General features: G+C 75.0%; 11 protein-coding genes. 4 read left to right on the forward strand and 7 right to left on the reverse strand.

Annotation, left to right across the window (positions count from 1 at the left end; all coding sequences use genetic code 11):
- Nucleotides 1-27: 27 nt before the first annotated feature.
- The 4 genes from ACFWBY_RS29925 to ACFWBY_RS29940 form a co-directional block, all read right to left on the reverse strand.
- The gene (locus ACFWBY_RS29925) at nt 28-366 is read right to left on the reverse strand and encodes a hypothetical protein (protein ID WP_385336141.1); all 339 of its coding nucleotides are present in this window, start codon (nt 364-366) and stop codon (nt 28-30) included.
- Between the two features lie 142 nt (nt 367-508).
- On the reverse strand, nt 509-1969 hold the full coding sequence (gene eccB / locus ACFWBY_RS29930) for a type VII secretion protein EccB (RefSeq protein ID WP_385336139.1): 1461 nt from the start codon (nt 1967-1969) through the stop codon (nt 509-511).
- A gap of 49 nt (nt 1970-2018) precedes the next feature.
- The gene (gene eccD / locus ACFWBY_RS29935; RefSeq protein ID WP_385336178.1) at nt 2019-3416 is read right to left on the reverse strand and encodes a type VII secretion integral membrane protein EccD; all 1398 of its coding nucleotides are present in this window, start codon (nt 3414-3416) and stop codon (nt 2019-2021) included.
- Between the two features lie 170 nt (nt 3417-3586).
- On the reverse strand, nt 3587-4156 hold the full coding sequence (locus ACFWBY_RS29940; RefSeq protein WP_385336137.1) for a hypothetical protein: 570 nt from the start codon (nt 4154-4156) through the stop codon (nt 3587-3589).
- A 276-nt stretch (nt 4157-4432) separates the two neighbouring features.
- Here ACFWBY_RS29940 and eccCa point away from each other — a divergent pair, with 276 nt between their 5' ends.
- Together eccCa and ACFWBY_RS29950 are read left to right on the forward strand one after the other, a co-directional pair.
- Nucleotides 4433-8449 (forward strand): type VII secretion protein EccCa, encoded by a 4017-nt coding sequence (eccCa, locus tag ACFWBY_RS29945; RefSeq protein WP_385336135.1) that lies wholly within the window; start codon nt 4433-4435, stop codon nt 8447-8449.
- A gap of 43 nt (nt 8450-8492) precedes the next feature.
- Nucleotides 8493-11192 (forward strand): hypothetical protein, encoded by a 2700-nt coding sequence (locus ACFWBY_RS29950; protein WP_385336133.1) that lies wholly within the window; start codon nt 8493-8495, stop codon nt 11190-11192.
- Nucleotides 11193-11540: 348 nt separating this feature from the next.
- Here ACFWBY_RS29950 and ACFWBY_RS29955 read toward each other — a convergent pair whose 3' ends face one another.
- Complete coding sequence (locus tag ACFWBY_RS29955; protein ID WP_385336131.1) at nt 11541-12806, reverse strand: MinD/ParA family protein; 1266 nt, start codon at nt 12804-12806, stop codon at nt 11541-11543.
- Nucleotides 12807-13096: 290 nt separating this feature from the next.
- On the opposite strand from ACFWBY_RS29955, the gene ACFWBY_RS29960 reads away from it, so the two are divergent.
- Together ACFWBY_RS29960 and ACFWBY_RS29965 are read left to right on the forward strand one after the other, a co-directional pair.
- Nucleotides 13097-15895, forward strand: a complete 2799-nt coding sequence (locus ACFWBY_RS29960; protein WP_385336129.1) for a BTAD domain-containing putative transcriptional regulator — start codon at nt 13097-13099, stop codon at nt 15893-15895.
- Between the two features lie 202 nt (nt 15896-16097).
- Nucleotides 16098-17216, forward strand: a complete 1119-nt coding sequence (locus tag ACFWBY_RS29965; protein WP_385336127.1) for a glutamate--cysteine ligase — start codon at nt 16098-16100, stop codon at nt 17214-17216.
- A gap of 34 nt (nt 17217-17250) precedes the next feature.
- Here ACFWBY_RS29965 and ACFWBY_RS29970 read toward each other — a convergent pair whose 3' ends face one another.
- Together ACFWBY_RS29970 and ACFWBY_RS29975 are read right to left on the reverse strand one after the other, a co-directional pair.
- The gene (locus ACFWBY_RS29970) at nt 17251-18840 is read right to left on the reverse strand and encodes a phytoene desaturase family protein (RefSeq protein WP_385336125.1); all 1590 of its coding nucleotides are present in this window, start codon (nt 18838-18840) and stop codon (nt 17251-17253) included.
- Nucleotides 18833-19285 (reverse strand): SRPBCC family protein, encoded by a 453-nt coding sequence (locus ACFWBY_RS29975; RefSeq protein ID WP_385336123.1) that lies wholly within the window; start codon nt 19283-19285, stop codon nt 18833-18835. The genes ACFWBY_RS29970 and ACFWBY_RS29975 overlap by 8 nt, the downstream gene beginning before the upstream one ends.
- Nucleotides 19286-19329: the final 44 nt, after the last annotated feature.

The raw sequence follows: 19329 nt of genomic DNA on the forward strand, positions 1-19329 counted from the left end.
GGACGGAGGAACGGGAGCCGCGAGGCGTCAGCCGTTCAGTGCGTCGTAGATCGGCCCGCCCCAGTTGCCGCCCGTGGCCTGCGCCTCCTCCTCGGCCTGGGTGAGGAACTTCTGCGCACCCTGGGTCGAGTCGATGAGCGTCTGGTACTTCTGCATGATCGTGTCGTAGCCGATGATCCACTCCTCGACCTTGCGGAGGAACGCCTTGGCCGACTCGGCCTGGTAGTTCCAGCCGACCCGCTCCATCACCTCGTCCACCTTGGCGCGGGCCCTCATCATCTGCACCAGGTAGCCGTCCAGGTGCTGGATGGTGTTGAGGATGACCTGGTCCGAAGTGACCAACTGCTCTTCGGGGCTGGCTGTCACGTGTTCTCCTGGGTCGTTGCCGGGGCGGCCGATGAGGTGGATCCGGTCGGTGGCGCGCCCGGTGCCGGTTGCCCGGCCTGCGCGTCGACGGCGTGTACCGGGAGCCTCTGACAGACGTAACGGCCCCGCGCCCGCGCAGGGTTCACCGGGGATCCCCTGCCGAGCAGGGCGGGCCCGGAGCCGCGCTCACCACGCCGCCGGCCGCCAGTGCCTCCGGGTCCAGGCTGGGACCCGTGGGGAGCAGCCTCAGCAGGCCCGCGGGCACGCTCACCGTGCGCGCGGCGGCGTAGCCGAGCCGCTTCGCGGCGTCCGCGGACGGCAGCGGGTACTTCACCCCGCTGTCCGTCACAAGGTAGGCGGTGCCGCCCGTGCCGGCCCCGGACAGGGCCACCGCGAGCGCCCCGCCACCGGGCCTGACCATGATCCGGTCGGCGTCCGCGCAGGTCGGGACGACCCCCGGCTGGACCGCCGGCGGAGCTCCCGCCACGGCCGCGGTGTCCGCCAGCGTCACCAGGGTCGCCGGACCGGCGGCGCCCGGCCGCAGCCCCGCGCACACGCTCTGGTGCCGGGCCGGCGCGAGGAGCTGGGGAGGTTCGGCCGGCAGGGCCGTACCCGAAGCGGCGCTCCTGGGCGCGGCGGCGACCGGATGGGCGGCGAGGTCGGCGGCTCCCACGGGGGTGGCGATCGCCGGAGCGCCCGCGTAGGCCTCCCGCTGGGTGCGCGGGTCGCCGCGCAGCAGCTCGAACTCCGTCCGGGTGAGGGCCCTGAGGCCCTCCTGCGCCAGGACGTAGTACTCGCCGCCGGGCCCGGTGAACAACTGGCCGGTCGTCGTCGGGTGCCCCGCGAGGACGGGGCCGGTGCCGCCGCGCCCGGGTACGTCGACGGCCGCCAGATCGGGCCCGGACGGCAGGGTGTTGAGGAAGGCCGCGGCGACGGTGAACGGCGTGGCGGCGCCGTACCCGAGGGCGGAGAGCGCCTTGTTGCGGGTGTCCAGCCGGAGCCGCTGCCCCTGCCACAACAGGTACTGCTCGCCGTCGGGTGTGGCGACCAGGACTCCCTGGCCGTCCGTCAACGGGGTGCCCTGGGCGGCCATCGCGACGGCGAGCGCGATCTGGGGCGCGGGGGGCCCGGACGCGGGCTGCGGCAGACCGCAGGCGAGCCAGCCCTCCGCCGACAGCTCGCCGGCGGCCGGCAGGCCGTCCGGGGCGCCCACGATGCCGACCGGAGCGCCGCGCGGAGCGCCCTTCAGCGACTTCTCGCTCACCTCGGCGACCTGCATCTTCTCGCCGGCCAGGAGCCGCGCACTCGACTGGTTGAGCACCGGGTGCAGCTCACCGCCGAGGAACAGGTACCGGGCCCCCGTCTTCTTGACCACGACCAGGGTCCCCGGCTTGCGCCAGCCGGTCGAGCCACCGGGCGAGATCAGCCCGTACAGGCCCACGACCACGGCGATGGCGATGGCGACGTACAGACCCGTCCGGATCCCCCGGTTGGTACGGCCGGTCGGCGTGTCCGGCGCATCGGGCTCGGCCCGCAGCATGCCGGCGCCGAGGCGCCCCATGACGAACAGGTGCGCCTGGACCTGGTCGCGCCTGGACTGCATCCCAACTCCTTCTGAAGAAAACCGGATTCGTCGTGCGGGCGGGGTCGGGTCAGCCGGCGGCGGAGCGGATCATCTGGAAGATTCCGGCGACGGTCAGCGCCAACGGCAGCAAGCTCCACGCCATCAGGCTGTGCGCGAGGTCGGCGATCCGCCCCCAGTACGGCAGCAGCCGCCGGCCCGGTACCGTCCACGACACGACGGCGAGTACGCCGGCCGCCGCCACCAGCGCGGAGAGCAGCAGGGGCCGCTCCCCGGGAGCGAGGTCCGCGGCGAAGCCGGCCGTCAGCAGCGCGAGACCGTAGACGCCGGGCAGCAGCAGTGCCAGGCGCTGCGGCACGCTGCCGACCGTACGGGCGTGCAGCAGGAGCAGCGCGGACAGGGCGGCGGTCAGGGCGGCCGGGGCCCAGCCGCTCAGGCCCGCCACCAGGCTCACGCATCCCGCGCAGGCGGCGCCGACCACGACGTGGAAGGCGGTGAGGAAGCCGTCGGCCACGGCACTGCGGGCCAGCACGTCGGCGGCCGGGAAGGGCTCGATGTTCTCCTGGAGCTCCTCGGCGTTGCGGGGGAGTGCGGGAAGCCGTAGCCCGGACATCCGGAACGAGAGGCTGGGTGCGAACGCGCCGAACGCCAGGACGACCACCGCGGACAGGGCCGCCGTCCGGCCGAGCGCCAGTCCGGCCAACGCGATGGTTCCGGCCGCCATGCCGAGCGCCGCGGTCACCGCGACCCCGAGGAACAGCGGGGCCGAGCAGCCCACCGCCGCGAGCGCCAGTACGGCGCCGCCCGCGGCGGCGGAGCTCCCGGCCAGCAACCGCGCCGCCGTCGGATCGCCGCCGCCGGCGGGCAGCAGGGCTCCGGCGAGAGCCAGGTACGGCACGGCCGCCGCTCCCAGTGCGGTTCCCGCCCCGGCGTCACCCACCGCCCGCGAGGCGCTGCCCGCGCAGAGCAGCAGCAGTATGCCGATGGTGGCCGCCGACGTGATCCGCAGGGGGTGCGGTCCGGGCAGGGCCAGCAGGGCGACGCCGCCGGCGAGGGCGAGGAGGGCGAGGGCGAGGGCGAGGTGGTGGGTCAGCGGGGGCCGCCAGGAGTCGCCGCGGCCGTGGAGGCCGGTGGCGATCCCGTCCACGAGGTCGTCGAAGTGGACGAGCGGCATCGTGTCGCGGCGGTGGCGCAGGTGAAGTTCTTCCCCGTCCTTGAGCCCGAGGGCCTCGGCGGAGAGTTCCTCGTCGAGCGGTTCGGCCCCCAGGCGCTGGAGCACCCAGCCGCCCGCCTCGACGGCCTCCTCGGCCAGTTCGTCGCCGGAGAAGTCGACGACGGTCGGCAGAAGGTCGGCCAAGGGCACGTCGGAGGGCACGGACAGCTCGACCACCTTCAGCGGCCCGCGGAACCTCAATCGGCAAAGCCCTGCCACCGCGCCACCGCTCACTGCCCGCCCGCCCTCCGCCATCGGCACGTCCGCGTGCCGCGCTACCGTCACCGGCGAGAACGGCCGGGGCGGGGCGCGGGGTTCACGGGACCGGGGGCGGGGCGGGGTGGGGCGCGGGTCACGGGGTCCACGGGCCGCACCGGCCCGGTCCGTGGCCGTCCGTGCCGTCCACCGCCGACCGGGGCCCGGGGTCAGTCCGCCCCGCGCAGGACGGCCACCAGCCACTGCACCCCGTCCTCGCCGTGGCGGTCGAGCAGGAGCGCCACCCAGGACGCCACGTCCAGCCGCTCCATGGCCGTCCACCGCCCGGCCGAGGGATGCTCGTCGACCACCAGGGTCTGGGCCAGCAGCCGCAGTTCGGCGAAGCCCGCCGCGGGCAGGGAGGACCGGGCCAGGAGGGCGCAGAGGCCGCTCGGGGCGGAGGCGAGGCCGAGGAGCCCGCGTACGGCCGTGGTCACCGTCGCCGCGTCGCCCGGGGGCACGTCGAGGCCGGTGCACCCGGAGGCGTCCGGGCGGTCCCCGAGGTCTCCGGGGTCCCCGAGGTCCCCGCAACGCGACGGGTCCGGGGGCCCCGCCGGATCCGCCGGGGCCGCGGGATCCGTGGGGTACGGGGGATCCGTGGGGTACGGGGGATCCACAGCGTCCGCCGCGGGGTCGGCGGCGTCCACCGGCTCGACGGAGGGCGCGGGCGCCGGCGCGGTCGAGGCCAGCCAGCCGCGCAGGAGCCGTCGGACCTCCTCGGTCTCCTTGTTCCCGCTCACCGGATCCACGGGGCTCCCCCTGTCCTCTGGACGCTCCCGCGCACCTTACAGATCGCCCCGGCCGGCGGCCGGGGGCCCGGCCGTACCCGCGCTCGCGGGCCCGACAAGATCCGAAAGGGACGGCTTGGCGCCGTCGGCGACCGCAACGTCCCCGGCGCGCACCACGGTTCACCCACGGGCGCCCGGCCGTCGGCCTCCGCCTGAACCGCGGCCCGTGCCACGCACGTTCCCCGGAGGGACGGGCCGCACGGCCGTCCGGAAGTGAGGAGCCTCCCGTTGAGCGTGGTGCCAGTCAGCCGGCCGGCCCGGCGTCCCGGCCCGGAAATGCCGGAGGGCGAGCTCCAGTTGCAGGAGCCCCCCGTTCTGCCGGAGAAGCAGAGCAGCGCGTCGAACATGATCACCATGGTGCCGATGGCCCTCAGCTCGCTGTCCATGGTCTTCGTCTTCCTGCGGCCCAACGGCGGCATCATGACGTACGTGGCGATGGGCACCATGGTGCTCTCCGCCGTCGGCATGCTCGTCACGCAGATCATCCGGGGCAACAGCGACCGCAAGGTGCAGCTGATCGGCGAGCGGCGCGACTACCTGCGCTACCTCGGCCAGATGCGCCGCCAGGTCCGCAAGGACATCGGCAAGCAGCAGGAGGCCCTCGCCTGGCGCAATCCAGGGCCCGAGGAGCTGCCCTCCCTCGTACGGACCTCCCGGCTGTGGGAACGCCGGGCCTCGCACCCCGACTTCAGCGACGTGCGCATCGCGGTCGGCGCGCAGCGTCTCGCCGTGCGCCTCGCACCGCTCGCCACCAAACCGGTCGAGGACCTCGAACCGCTCGCCGCCCACGCGCTGCGCCGCTTCATCCACGCGTACGGAACCGTCGACGGCCAGCCCATCGCCATCCACCTGCGCGGCTTCGCGCAGGTGATGCTGCGCTGCGAGGATCCCGAGGGCGAGGAACGCACCCGCTCGCTGCTCCGCTCCGTCCTGGCCCAGCTGGCCACCCTGCACGCCCCCGACGAACTGCGCATCGCCGTGGTCACCGCCCCCGACCGCCGGGGGCACTGGGACTGGACCAAGTGGCTCCCGCACGCCCTGCACCCCGTCGAGACCGACGGCGCCGGTCCCGTACGGCTGGTCGCGGCCACCATGGGTGAGGTCGAGCAACTGCTCGGGGAGGAGTTCTCGGCCCGGCCGCCCTACGAGCCCGACGCGGCCCCCAGCCGCGACGAGCCGTACACGGTCATCGTGCTCGACGGCGCCCAGGTGGCCGGCCCGCACCGTGCGGTGCTCGCCGGATACCGCAACGCCACCCTCATCGACCTCGCCGGCGCGCTGGAGTGGAAGCACTCCCGGGTCACGCTGCGGCTGCGGATCACCGACGGGAACCTGGAGATGGTCGGCGCGGACCGCAACCGCAAGGACGAGGTCACCGTACTCGGCCGCCCCGACTCCATGTCCTCCGCAGCGGCCCGCCGGCTCGCGACGCTCCTGGCCCCCTACCGGCTCGGCGATTCCGTCGACGCCGGGGAGCCCCTGGCCGCCGACTTCGACCTGACGTCCCTCCTCGGCATCCACGACCTGCACACCTTCGACGTCCAGCAGCAGTGGGGACAGCGCAACCAGTCGAACAAGCTGCGCGTCCCCCTCGGCGTCGGCGCCGACGGCACGCCGGTGGCCCTGGACATCAAGGAGTCCGCCCAGGGCGGCATGGGTCCGCACGGGATGCTCATCGGCGCGACGGGATCCGGGAAGTCCGAACTCCTGCGCACCCTGGTCCTCGCCCTGGCCCTCACCCACTCCTCGGAGATCCTCAACTTCGTCCTCGTCGACTTCAAGGGAGGAGCCACCTTCCTCGGCCTGGACAAGCTGCCCCACACCTCGGCGGTCATCACGAACCTCGCCGACGAGGCGGCCCTCGTGGACCGCATGCGCGACGCCCTGCACGGGGAGATGATGCGCCGGCAGGAGCTGCTGCGCGCGGCCGGCAACTACTCCTCGCTCCTCGAATACGAGACGGCGCGCGCCTCGGGCACCCCGCTCGACCCGATGCCCACCCTGTTCGTCGTGGTCGACGAGTTCTCCGAACTCCTCTCCGCCCACCGCGACTTCATGGATCTGTTCGTGATGATCGGCCGACTCGGCCGCTCGCTCGGCGTCCACCTGCTGCTCGCCTCGCAGCGCCTCGACGAAGGTCGTGTCCACGCCCTGGAGTCGCACCTCTCCTACCGCATCGGCTTGCGCACCTTCTCCGCCATGGAGAGCCGGGGCGTGCTGGGCGTGCCCGACGCCTACCAGCTGCCCTCCCAGCCCGGCAACGGCTTCCTGCGCAGCGACATCTCCACCCTGAGCCGCTTCAAGGCCGCGTACGTCTCGGGCGCGTACAAGCCCAAGCGGCGTGCGGGCCGGCTGGCGGCCCTCACCGGCCACGTGGTCGAGCACAGCACCGAGTACGTCGCTCCGCCCCCGCTGCCCGAGGTCGAGGAGACCCCTCAGGAGGAGCAGGAGGAGGCCCGGGCGCTGCTCGACATCGCGACGGAGCGGCTCTACGACGCCGGACCGCCCGCCTATCAGGTGTGGCTGCCGCCGCTCGACGTACCGCCCACCCTCGACGAACTGCTGCCGCCACTGGCCCCCGATCCGCGGTACGGCCTGACCGTGGAGAGCGGCTCCGTACGAGGCGCCCTGAGGGTGCCGGTCGGCCTGATCGACCGGCCCTTCCAGCAGATGCGCGACCTGCTCGTGGTCGACCTGTCGGGCGCGGGCGGCCACATGGGCGTCGCCGGCGCCCCGCAGAGCGGCAAGTCGACCCTGATCCGAACGGTCATGGCAGGTCTGGCCCTCACCCACACACCGGCCGAAGTGCAGTTCTACTGCCTGGACTTCGGCGGTGGCGCACTGACCTCGCTGCGCGGACTGCCCCACGTGGGCGGCGTCGCCGGACGGCACGATCCCGAGCGGGTGAACCGGACCGTCACCGAGATCGACGGCATCATCGCGCGCCGCGAGAAGTACTTCGCGGAGGAAGCCGTGGACTCCGTCGTCTCCTTCCGACGCCGCAAGGCCGCCGGCGAGTTCGCCGACGATCCGTACGGCGACGTCTTCCTGGTGGTGGACGGCTGGAACACGCTGCGCCAGGAGTTCCCCGACCTGGTGCAGCAGCTCACCTTGATGTCGCAGCGCGGCCTCAACTACGGCGTACACCTGATCATCGGGACCACCCGCTGGGGCGAGGTGACCAGCGGCCTGCGCGACCAGTTGCAGACGCGACTCGAACTGCGGCTCGGCGACCCCATCGACTCGGTGGTCAACATGCGTGCCGCCGCCAAGGTCCCCCAGATCCCCGGCCGCGGTCTGACCGGTGACGAGATGCACTTCCTCGCCGCCCTGCCGCGGATGGACGGCCGCGGCACCTCCGGCGACCTGAGCGAGGGGGTGGCCGACCTCGCCGACGTGGTCGCCGACCACTGGACGGGCGCCCGCGCTCCCGCGGTACGGATGCTTCCGCTGCTCCTCGACGCGGCCGAACTGCCCGCGCCGCGTGGTGCGCTGCAGGTCGCCCTGGGTCTGGAGGACCAGCAGATCCAGCCGCTCTGGCACGACTTCGAGCAGGATCCGCACCTGATCGTCGTCGGCGACAGCGAGTCCGGCAAGACGAACCTGCTGAAGCTGATCACCACCCAGATCATGAGCGCGTACACACCGGCCCAGGCCCGCATCATGCTCGTCGACTTCCGCCGCGAGCTCTACGAGACGGTGCCCGAGACCCATCGGCTCGGCTACGCGGTCGCCGCCGACGCGCTGCGGCAGATGGTCGACGGCGCCGCGAAGGCCATGGTCAACCGGGTGCCGTCGGCGGACATCCCGCCGAGCCGGCTGCGCCTGCGGGACTGGTGGCAGGGACCGGAACTCTTCATCGTCGTCGACGACTACGAGCTCATCGGCAGTTCGGGAACCCACCCCTTCGCACCGGTCCTCGACTACCTCGCGCAGGGCGCCGAGATCGGTCTGCACCTCATCGTCGCCCGCTCGGCCAACAACGCCGGACGCGGGCTGGTCGACCCGCTCATGCGCAAGCTCCAAGAGGTCAACACCCCGGCGCTGCTGCTGTCCTGTCCGCCGTCGGAGGGCATTCTCTTCGGCAACGTCAGGCCGAAGGTGCTTCCGGCCGGGCGCGGTCTGCACATCACGCGACGCCGCACGGTCCAGGTCCAGACGGGGCTGTACGCGGCGGGCGACGGCAATGGCGACGGCAATGGCGACGGCGGTGAGGGCGATGGCGGTGCCGGCGGTGGCGCATGAAGGCGGTGGTGCCGCGGACGGACAGGCGGAACGGAACCAGCCGATGAACGCGGGCACTCCCGAAACCCAGGGCATTTCCCCATCCCGGGGCATTCCCGGAACCCAGGGCACTCCCGGCGGCCACCGCGGCTCTGCGCTCCGACCGCTCGGCGCGCACTTCGTCATAGCCCCCGCCGCCGCGGACGACGACCCGCTGGCGGCGGCACTGGCGGCGCTGCGGCCGGCCCCGGACGCCCTGCTCGTCCTGGCCGCCGCGGCCGACGCCGCGCCGGTTCTGCGTCGTTCGCTCGCGCGGCTGGCCGCCCTCGCGCGGGAACGCGGCGCCTCGACGTTGGTCCTCGCGGCGTCGGGCCTGGCGGCGACGGCAGCGGGCGGCCACCGCCCGGCCGAGGCGTTCGCCCGGGCAGCCGGGCTCCCCGTGATCGCACCCGACGGGCTGGTCTCGGTCGAGCCGGACGGCGGACTGCGCGTGACGGCGCCCGAGGCCGCGGGCAGCGGCTCGTGGTGGCTGATCGACCCCACCGCCGAACCGGAGGACCTCGGCCCGTCCTGGCCTCCGTCCGCGGAGCCCGAGGCCCGCGCGACGGGCGAGCCGGGGGCGGTGGAGACCGGGTCGGGGGAGGCGGGGGCTGAGGCGGCCGGGGCTGAGGCGGCCAGGGCCGAGGCGACTGAGAGCGAGGCGACTGGGACCGAGGCGACGGGGACCGAGGCGGCCGGCACTGAGGCGGCCGGGACCGAGGAGACCGGTACGGCGGAGACCGGTACGGCGGGGGCCGGTACGGCGGGGGCCGGTACGGGGGAGTTGGGGCCGGGGTGTCCGGACGCGGAGCCGATCGGCCAGGGATTCTGGCTGGCCGCTCCGGGACGGCCGGACCGGGCGTCCGGGCTGGCCGCCGCCGACTCCGGCACCCTGGTACTCGTCGTCGGCTCTCCACAGGAGCCGGACCTGCCCGCCGCGGAGCTCCTGCGCCGGGTGGCCGCCCTCGAACTGGAGCCCCCGGGGCTCCTGCTCAGCGCCCCCTGGGCCCCGCCCGCCGCACTGGCCGGGATGGCCGCCGTCCTGGCCGCCCACTTCGGCCAGGACGTACGGGCCGCCGTGGGACTACCCGTACGGGGCGCGGACCACTGCACCACCACCTTCCTGGACGCCGAGGGCCGTCCCACGTGGGAGCCCGTCATCGCGGAGCTCACCGCCTCGGCGGCCCTGGGCCGCGTCGTCGCCTCGGGCTGGCACGGCCTCCACCCGCTGCCCCAGGCGGGGCCCGCCGTCTTCGGCGCCTGGGACGGCTGGGTACTGGAAGCCGTACCGGCCGGGCTGTGGCTGCGCCCCGAAGCTGCGCCGCGGGACGGCGAACCGCGCATGCGCCCGGCCGCGTACCACCGTCCGCAGCTGATCGTCGGAGAGCCGGGACGGGCGCTGGACGGCGAGGTCTGGGACCACCTCGACGAGGTCCTGGCCGCCCTGCCCTCCCTCGGCGGCGAGCCCTTCGGGGTGGTACTGGCCGGCAGGGGAGACGAGGACGCGGAGGCCGTCGGGAGGTTCCTCTGCCGGCGGCACCCGGTGGAGTGGATCAGCGCCGAGCCGTCCACCGAGTCCCCGGGCCCGACGTCAGCCGGCGACCCGGCGCCCCTCCCGGCGTCTCCGGATCCGCTGCCGGCACCGGAGTTCGCACCGGAACCGGCCGGGACCCCGGTACCGGTGCGGGAGCCGGTGCGGGGCCCGGATCCGGAGCTCCCGGTCGGCCCGCCGTCCGGTCCGACGGCGCGAGAGGTCGCGCTCGGCCCGACCGCGGCCGTGGCACCGCTACCGGTACCGGTGCGGGAGCTCCCGGGAGGACCGGTACCGCTGCGGGAGCCCGCGCGCGGCCCGGATCCGGAGCTCCCGGTCGGCCCGCCGCCCGTCCCGGCGGTGCCGGTGGCCGCCCTCGGTCCGGCCGCGGCCCAAGTGCCCGTGCGGGAGTCGCCCGTACCCGCGGCCTCCCCCTGCGTCAGCGGCGAGCGGGACCGCGACGGGATGAAGCTCCTGCTCGGCAAGCGGTACCACCTCATCGCCAGCAAGGCCGAGATGGTGGCGCTCAAGCTGCCGGGCCTGCGTTCCTCGCAGGGGGACGATCTCAAGCCCGACCTGGTGGCGGTGCTGCTGCACCAGGCCGACAGCGGCGACCCCGCCACCCGCGCGGAACTGGTCGCCGCGGCCCGTGCCGGAAGCGGCGGGCCGCTCGTCCCGTACCTGCGCTGCCTCGGCTCGGGCTTGCGGAGGCTGCCGAGTCACCACGGGGCCGTACTGGTCGGCGCGTCGGCGCAGCGGACCGAGCTCGACGCCTACCGTCCCGGCAGTCTCGTGGCGGAGCCCGCCCCGGTCTCCGGCGTGCCGGCGCAGGACGTCGAACTGGGGGCGTCCGTGGAGTTCGGGATCTGGTCGACCACCGGGCGCCGGACCGCCGCCTTCGCCTCGACAGCGGCCGAGCCGGAGGTCGTCTTCGCTCCGGGCACCCGCTACTCGGTGCTCGCGGTACGCCCCGGCGGCGACGGGACCGGCCTGCCCGCCCGGGTCCTGCTGCGCGAGGTCTCCTTCGCCGAGGCCGAGGCCACCCCTGCCGGGGACGCCGCAGCCCTGCGCGACCAGCAGGCCTGCGACAGGCTGACCGCGTGGTTCGAGAGCCGTGACCGGATCCCGCCCGAGGGCCGCCGCGCGGTCGAGGCCGAACGCTTCCGCCTCGGTGACGGAGTGGCGCCCCCCTGACCCGGCCCGCACGCAGCGGCCCGGCCGGCACGCCGCGGCCCGCACGCCGCGGGCCGGATGACGCCGACCGGATGGCGCAGGCGGGACTCCATCGATCACCCGCCGTCGACCGCACGGCGCGGGCCGGGCTCCGCCGTCGGGAGGCTGCTGCGGTCGGGACGCAGTCGAGCCGATGTCGCAGACCGCGTGACGGGATCGCGCGGCGCGGGCCGGACTCCGTGGTCGGGACGCAGTCGAGCCGATGTCGTAGACCGCGTGACGGGATCGCGCGGCGCGGGCCGGATTCCGTCGACCCCGCGGCGGCGGGTCGGCCCGCGCGCCGTGGCCCGGGTCGCGGCGGGCGGTGGGTCACTCCGGAACGGTGAAGCCCTCGGCGACCAGCGCGGCCAGTTCGAGATGCGCCGCACGCGTTCTTCGGCGCAGCGCGCCGGGGGTCAACTCGCCCGCAGCCGCCAGGTGTTCGTCGTAGGGAACGGCGACCACGCCGCGACAGCGGGTCTCGAAGTGGGCCACCAGCTCGTCGGCGCGGAGTACCCGACCGGGTTCCCGGACACCCGAGATGACCGTGACGCAGCGGCGCGCCCGCTCCTGGAACCCGTGCTCCTCCAGCCAGGTGAGCGCCGTGCTCGCGCCGGTGACGCCGGCCACGCTCGCCGTGACGACGAGGACCAACTGGTCGGCGAGTTCCAGTACTCCGGGCAGCCGGCCGTTCGACAGCCCGGCGCCGGTGTCGGTGACGACGATCGGGTACCGGCGGCTCAGCAGCTCCATGACCCCGCGGTACTCGCGGTCGTCGAACGGCCTGGAGGCCGCCGCGCCGGGGTCGTCGGCCAGCACCTCCAGCCCGTCCGGCGTCCGCGAGGTGTACGCGCGGATGTCTGTGTACGAGTCCAGCCGGGGCAGTGCGGTGACCAGGTCGCGGACGGTCGCTCCGGTCGCACCGGCCTCCCGCGCGATCCGGTGGCCCAGCGTGCCCGAGGCGGGGTCGGCGTCCACCGCGATGACCCGGTCGGAGCGTTCCGCCGCGAGGAGGGAGCCCAGTACGGCCGCGGTGGTCGTGCGGCCGGATCCGGCCCGGAGGCCGATCACCGCGATCCGGTGGCAGCCGCTGAGCGGGGTGGTGCGTACGGTCAGCAGCCGGTCCGCGTCGTCCCTCGGGGCGAGGAGGCCGCCGAGCCGTCTCACGCCCGCGCGCCAGCGCGGCCGGAGCGATCGGCCCGGGGCCGGCGCGGCCGTGGCGTCGGCGTCCGGGGCGGCCGCGGGCGGAGCATCGGCGTGTCCGGCGGCTCCGGCGGCCACAAGGGTGCCCTCCCCACCGTCCGGGGACTCCGCTGCTTCCGGGGGCTGCGCCGCGGGCAGCTGCGTCGAATCCGGCTGCCGCGCCGGGGCCGGCACGCCGGCCCCGGACGCGGCCTCCGGCACGCCCGAGCCGCTCGCTGTCGCGCCCGAGCCGCTCGCCGCCGCGCCCGAGCCGCTCGCCGCCGCGACCTTCCCGTACGCGGGGGCGAGCCTCCAGCCCGGATCGTCCTGCCCGCCCAACCGGTACATCGCGGACGGCCGGGCGCTCTCGGTGTCCTCGTCCGTCCCCCCGCCGCTCTCCTCGCCCCGGGCCACCACCGCGTCCTCCGATCGGCACCGTCGCGCCGATGGCGACCGGTACCCGGAGGAACGGACGGCTCCGGCCGCCAGGTTCAGGAGGGCCGACGGGACGCGGGTGGGTGGGGGGAGGAACGGGGCACTCCGCGAGCCTCGTAGGATTGTCGTTCTAGAGTGCGATATTCCGGGCCTGACCGACCCGGCCGCACCCAGGATCCGGCCTGACGGGGCCGGACTGCCGAGCGGGAGGCGGCCGGAAGCGCGAGCCTCCCCGACGCTCGGCGTTTGCGAGACGAGGGGGGTCTCCGTTGGAGTTCCGATTGCTGGGCGGCGTGTGCGCGGTCGCCGGGTCGAGCGAACTGCCGCTCGGGCCCGCCAAGCGGCGGAGCGTGCTCGCCGTGCTGCTCCTGAGGGCCAACGCGGCCGTCCCCATGGAGCAGTTGATCGACGCGCTCTGGGACGAGGAGCCGCCCGCGCACGCCCGTACGGTCATCCAGGGGCACGTTTCACGGCTGCGGGCGCTGCTCGCCGGAGCGGGCGGCTCCGGCGTGCGCCTGGTCACCCAGGGCCCCTCGTACGTGTTCGAGATGCCGAAGGAACTGCTGGACACCCACCGCTTCGACGAACTGGCCCGCCGCGCGAAGCACCAGGAGCGGCCCGCCGAGGCGGTCGCCACACTGCGCGAAGCGCTCGCCCTGTGGCGCGGGCCCGCACTGACCGGTACGGTCCGCAGCGCCTCGCTGCTCGCCGCCGCGCACGCGTTGGAGGAAACCAGGCTGGTCGTCGTCGAGGACCTGGCCGACGCCTACGGGCGGCTCGGCGACCGCGCCGGAGCCGCCGCCGTCCTGCAGGCCGAGGCGGTGGCGCACCCGCTGCGCGAGTCCCTGGCGGCGTCCCTGATGCTCGCGCTCTACCAGGCGGGCCGTCAGTCCGACGCGCTCGACTGGTACCACCGCACCCGGGGTCTGCTCGCCGACGAACTGGGCATCGACCCGGGCCCGGCACTGCGCGGCGCGTACGAGGCGATCCTGCGCGGGGAGCCGACGGTCCAGCCGTCACCGCCGGGCACGCTCCTGCGGACGGAACGGACCGGGACGGCCCTCGTGCGCGCGGCGCCGGCGGAGGCCGCGAGGGCGGAGAGGGCGCCGTCGGAAGGCGGCCAGGTGTCCTCCGGGCCGCGTCCTGCGGAGGCCCTTCCCGTTCCGCGCCTGCTGCCGCGCGGGGTACGGGGCTTCCTGGGCCGGGAGACCGAACTGCTGGAGATCGACCGGAGCGTGCGGGACGGAGCCATCGCGCTCGTCATCGGGCCCGCCGGCGTCGGCAAGACCGCACTCGCGCTCCAATGGGCGCACAGCGGTCAGGCGCGCTACCAGGACGGAACGCTCTTCGCCGATCTGCGCGGCTTCGGCGGTGCCCAGGTCGAACCGGTGGAGATCGTGCGGGAGTTCCTGCTCGCCCTCGGGGTGCCCGCCCGCCGGATGCCCGAGTCCGCGGCCGCCGCCTTCGCCCTGTACCGCACGCTCACCGAGGAGCGCGAGCTCCTCGTCGTCCTTGACAACGCCCGCAGGACGGACCAGGTCCGCTCCCTGCTGCCCGCGGGGCCGGGCTCGGCCGTCCTGGTCACCTCACGGCTGCGCCTCGGCGGGCTGATCGTCGAAGAGCTGGCCCGGCCCGTTCAGGTCGATGTGCTCGGCCCGGAGTCCGCCACCGAGTTGCTCGCCGTGGCGGTCGGCGGCGGCCGGGTCGCGGCCGAACCGGCCGCCGCCGCCCAGCTCGCACGGCTGTGTGACGGGCTGCCGCTGGCGCTGCGCATCACGGCGGCCCAGTTGGCGGCCCGGCCGCGCTGGCGGCTCGCGGACCTGGCCGACGAACTCGCCAATGAGCAGCGCCGGCTGGCCCTGCTCTCCCTGGACGACTACGAGGACGCCGGTGTCGCGGCGGCGCTGCGGCTCACGGTGCAGGGCCTGCCCCACGACGCGCTGCGACTCTTCGCCCAGCTGGGGGTGTTGCCGGGGCCCGATCTGGACCGGGACGCCGCCGCCGCGCTCCTCGACCGGGACCCCGCGGTGGCCGCGGAGGCGCTCGACCGGCTCGCGGGCGCGCACCTGATCACCGAGTACGCCCCCGGCCGCTACTCCCTGCACGATCTGGTCCGGCTCTACGCGCGCGGGCTCAGCCCCGACGAGGGCGCGCTGCTGCGGCTGCTCGATTCCTACACGGTCACCGCGCTCGCGGCGTCCGCCGCCGCCGAGCCCGACGACAAGCCCTGCTGCGTGCTGCCCGCGGACTTCCACGCCCCCTCCTCGGTCAGGAGGTTCGCCACCCGTGACGCCGCCTTCGAGTGGTACACGACCCAGCAGGACAACCTCGCGGCGGCGGTGGCGGCGGCCCGGGCCGCCGGCCACGACGACCGGGCCTGGCGGCTGGCCGTCCTGCAGTGGCCGCACGTCGTGTGGCACGTACGCGACGGCTGGGTGCCGATGCTCGAACACGCCCTGGAAGCGACCAGGCGGCTGGGCGATCCCGACGCGGAGTCCCGGGTCCGGGCGCTCCTCGGCTGGGTGCTGACCCGCGAGGGACGACTGTCGGAGGCGCTCGTCGAGCTGGAGCTGGCGCCCGCTCTCGCCGCCCGCGCGCAAGATCCGTCGAGCGAGGCGACCGCCCTGGTCAACCTGGCTGTGGCGCTGGACCGCAGCGGTGTCACCGACGTTTCCCTGCGGCACGTGAGCCGCGCGGTCGAACTGGCCCGTGAGGCCCAGGACATCTTCACCGAGCTCCTCGCGCTCCACCACCGCACCCGCCAGCTGCTGGTCCGGGGTGACGCGGCGGCGGCGGAGCGGTGCACGGCGTACGCGCTGACCCTGGGCGGCGCGGGAGCGCCGACGGGCCTGGTCGCGCTGCGGCAGACGCTGCTGCGGCTCGGCCGGGGCGAGGCGCTCAGCGCGCTGGGCGAGCGGGAGGCGGCCGAGGCCGTCGTCCGCCGGGCCCTGGCGGACGCCGTGCGCCAGGGCTTCAAGGAGGCGGTCACGAACGCGAGGTCCCAGCTCGGCGCGCTCACGGCGCTCACGGCCGACGGGGGAGCGGCACGGCAGGGGTCCTCCGCCTGACGGGCGGCCCGACGTTCGGCTCGCCGCCCTCGCCGCGGGCGCGCGGTCCTCGGCTCGCCGCCCTCGCCCCGGGCGCGCGGTCCTCGGCTCGCCGCCCTCGCCCCGGGCGCGCGGTCCTCGGTTCGCCGGCCGGCTCCGGCATGATCGACCGGAGGCAGGGCAGGGGAGGTGCACCGGACGGCTCGAGCGACAGGGCGGCGACATGCGAAGCGTAGGCGTGGAGGAAGAGCTGCTGCTCGTGGACGCGCGCGGTGGGGCTCCGCTCGCCGTGTCGGGGGCGGTCCTGGCGGCCGCGGACCGCCTGGCGTGGCAGCGCCCCGGCACCAGCGGTCGGCGGCCGGACCACGAGTTCGAGAAGGAGCTGCATCAGGAGCAGCTGGAGTTCGCCACCAAACCGGTCACGGAGATGGGCGAGCTCCGGGAGGAGATCGTCCGCATCCGCGGCGAGGCGGCCCGCCACGCGGCGAGTGCCGGCGCCGTGGTGGCGGCGGTCGCGACGTCGCCACTGCCCGTGCGGCCCTCGCTGAACGTCGGCCGGCGCTACCGCTGGCTGGGCGAGCAGTTCGGTCTGACGGCGCAGGAGCAGCTGACGTGCGGCTGCCACGTCCACGTGTCGGTCGAGTCGGACGAAGAGGGCGTGGCGGTCCTGGACCGCATCAGGCCCTGGCTGGCCGTACTGATGGCGATGAGCGCGAACTCGCCCTTCTGGCAGGGCGAGGACAGCGGGTACGCCGGCTATCGCAGCCGGGTGTGGAACAGGTGGCCGTCCGCCGGTCCGGTCGACCTCTTCGGCTCCGCCGACCGCTACCACGAGCAGGTCCGCGCGATGATCGACACCGGGGTGCTGCGCGACGAGGGCATGATCTATTTCGACGCCCGGCTGTCCGCCGCCTACCCCACCGTGGAGGTCCGGGTCGCCGATGTCTGCCTGGACGCCTCCACGCCCGTCCTGCTCGCCGCCCTCGTACGCGGCTTGGTGGAGACCGCGGCCCGGGCCTGGCAGGACGGGGAGCCTCCGGCCAGGGTCGGTACGAGTCTGCTGCGCCTGTCCTCGTGGCGGGCCGGCCGTTCGGGCCTGGACGGACCCCTGCTGCACCCCGTCACCATGCGGGAGACGCCCGCCGAGCACGCCGTCGAGGCTCTGTACCAGCACGTGCGCGAGGCACTGGAGGACCACGGCGACGACGAGCGGGTCCGGGAAGGCATCGCGCACCTGCACGAGAGGGGCAACGGCGCCCGGGTGCAGCGCGGGCTGCACGCCGACGGGCAGAGCCTGGAGTCCGTGGTGACCCGGTGTGCGGAGATGACGCTCGAGCCGTGACGCGGCCGGCCGGCCCGGCCGGGGGCGGTGGCGGTCAGACGCGTTGGGCGCGGTGGAAGGGCGCGTGCAGCGCGTGGGGGCGCAGGGCGGCCCGCGCGGCGTTCGCGCCCGGGGCGCCGTGGACTCCGCCTCCGGGGTGGGCGGCGGCGGAGGCGAGGTAGAGGTTCTTGACGGGCGTCTCGGGGCGGCCGGTGCCGGGGGTGGGACGGAAGACCGTCTGCTGGTGCAGGGCGGTGGTGCCGTTGTTGATGGCGCCGCCCCGGAGGTTCTCGTTCATGGCCTGGAGGGTCGTGGGCGCCAGGATCCGACGCGCGCCGATCAGGGCCCGGAAGCCCGGTGCGAAGCGTTCCACCTGAGCTTCGATCCGGTCGGCCATGGCCTCCTCCTCGCGGGTGTCCCACCTGCCGGTGATGCCGTCCGGGCCCGCGTCGGAGGTGACGCGCTGCGGGAGGTGGGTGTAGGCCCACGCCGATTCCGTCCCGGCGGGCGAGCGGGTGGGGTCCGCGGTGGTCATCTGGCCGAAGAGGACGAACGGTTCGTCGGGGACGTGTCCCATGGCGATCTGTGCGGCGAAGCGGGTGAGGCCGTTCACGCCGTCGGCGATGTGGACGGTACCCGCGCCGACCGCTCCGGGCGCCGTCCACGGCACCCTCCCCGTCAGCGCCCAGTCGACCTTGAAGGTCGCGAAGTCCCACTGGAAGCGTTCCAGGTCCCGCAGGAGGCGCGACGGAAGGTGCTCCTCGCCCACGAGGTCCCGGTACAGGGCGGGCGCCGAGGTGTCGGCCAGAACGGCGCGGCGCGCGTCGACCGTCTCCCCGCCCGCGGTCCGAACCCCCACCGCCGTGTTACCGCGTACGACGACGGAAGCGACGCGCTCCCCGCACCGCAGGACGCCGCCACGGCGCTGGAGGCGGCGTACGAGCGCCGCCGTGAGGGCGCCGGCGCCGCCGACGGGTACCGGGAAGCCGTGGCTCTGTCCGAGCATCGACATCAGCCAGCCGAAGCCGCCGCTGCCCGCGGCCTCGGGTGCCAGGTCGGCGTGGAGGGCGTTGCCGGCCAGCAGGAGCCGCCCGCCCTCTCCGGCGAACTCCTCCTCGCCGAGGCGGCGTACGGGCAGGGCCAGGTCGCGGACCAGCCGCAGGCCACCGGAGGCCCGGAGCTTCCCGGCGAGGCGCAGTCCCGCGCGGACCGGCGGGAACGGCGTGAACAGTGCCTGCACGAGGTCCGGCCCGACCCGGGTCCACGTCCGGTACATGCGCTGCCAGGAGTCGCCGTCGCCGGCCGCGAACTGCGCCAGACCGGTGGCGGTGTCCTGCACGCGGCGTTCGAGGACCGCGCACCGGCCGTCCGGCAGGGGGTGGGCCAGCACGCGCGGCGCGTGGCTCCAGCGCAGGCCCTCCGCCGCGAGGTCGAGGCGGGCGAGGACGGGGGAGGCCGCCGCGAGGGGGTAGAAGGCGCTGAAGACGTCCGAGACGAAGTCCGGCCGCACCCGGCGGTCGCTCCGCACGGCTCCTCCGGGCTCCTCCTGGGCCTCCAGGACCTCGACGCTCCACCCGGCGTCCACCAGCAGGTTCGCGGCCACCAGGCCGTTGGGGCCGGCCCCGATCACCACCGCGTCAGGCACGGTACGAACCGGCGGGCCGCCGTTCCACCAGCCTGGCCAGGCGGGCCAGCATGCCGCGGTGCCGGAGTTGCAGCAGCACTTCGACCGCCGGGTTGTGGAGGGTGCCTCCGATGCCGCGCAGGGGGTGCTCGTCGCAGATGACGAGCGTCTCCTCGCCCCACGGCCTGAGCTGCAGGAAGATCCTCGCCGTGCCGAGGGACTTGAACGCCGCCTCCAGCTCCAGCTCCTTGCCGGGTTCCTGGTGGCGGACGGTCGTCACGCCTTCGGCGGACCAGGGGCCCAGTCGGACCGTGTAGCGCAGCCGGGCTCCGGAGTCGGGCCACATGTGGTCGAGCGGCGTGGACTCGGAGGGGCCCACCACCCATTCTCCGTAGAGGGCCGGATCGGCGAGTACGGCCCACACGCTACGCGGGGGACGCCGGATGAGCTGGTGACGGACGGCCATGGGGATCCTTCTGCCGAGAGGGGTCTGGGGCTGACCGGCGTGCG

The sequence above is a fragment of the Streptomyces sp. NPDC060049 genome (assembly GCF_042736715.1).
GTDB lineage: Bacteria > Actinomycetota > Actinomycetes > Streptomycetales > Streptomycetaceae > Streptomyces.

Excerpts from the sequence above, each read along its gene's own strand:
- ACFWBY_RS29950 (WP_385336133.1), top strand. The coding sequence starts at position 8,493 with ATGAACGCGGGCACTCCCGAAACCCAGGGCATTTCCCCATCCCGGGGC.
- eccD (WP_385336178.1), bottom strand. The coding sequence starts at position 3,416 with ATGGCGGAGGGCGGGCGGGCAGTGAGCGGTGGCGCGGTGGCAGGGCTT.
- ACFWBY_RS29965 (WP_385336127.1), top strand. The coding sequence starts at position 16,098 with ATGCGAAGCGTAGGCGTGGAGGAAGAGCTGCTGCTCGTGGACGCGCGC.
- ACFWBY_RS29975 (WP_385336123.1), bottom strand. The coding sequence starts at position 19,285 with ATGGCCGTCCGTCACCAGCTCATCCGGCGTCCCCCGCGTAGCGTGTGG.
- eccB (WP_385336139.1), bottom strand. The coding sequence starts at position 1,969 with ATGCAGTCCAGGCGCGACCAGGTCCAGGCGCACCTGTTCGTCATGGGG.